The sequence below is a fragment of the Vibrio sp. 10N.222.46.A1 genome (genome assembly GCF_041473595.1).
In the GTDB taxonomy this organism is placed as follows: Bacteria; Pseudomonadota; Gammaproteobacteria; order Enterobacterales; family Vibrionaceae; genus Vibrio; species Vibrio tasmaniensis_A.
This window is the reverse complement of record NZ_JBFRSN010001638.1, coordinates 1-337: the sequence shown is the minus strand read 5'-3', so window position 1 is coordinate 337 and position 337 is coordinate 1. Positions and strand designations below refer to the sequence as shown.

The window sequence follows — 337 nt, the reverse complement described above, 5'->3', positions numbered from 1 at the left end:
AAAACTCAGCAAGTCTTTTTGCTTAACAGCTAATGAAGAGAGTTCTTCACTTGCCTGTTTGCTCTGCTCAATTCCTGAAACATTTTGATGAACAATATCAAAGGTCAGAGAAACATTTTGTGAAATATCTTGTGTTACGCCAGATTGTTCTTCAGACGCTGTGGCTACTTGTGTGTTCATATCAGATATTAGTTGTACTGAGTCAGTGATAGAAGCGAATGCAGCACGAAGCTGTTCGCTATACTGTCTAGATTCTTCTGCTAACGAAAGATTGGATTGCATAAATTGGTTCGCATCTTTCGCTTGAGCCTGAAGGCGAGATATTATTTCTTGAATA

The 337-nt window shown here is 38.6% G+C and carries 1 pseudogene; it reads right to left on the bottom strand.

The annotated features are described in order from the left end of the window. Positions 1-337, bottom strand: a pseudogene (locus AB4496_RS28585) (methyl-accepting chemotaxis protein); the annotation flags it as partial.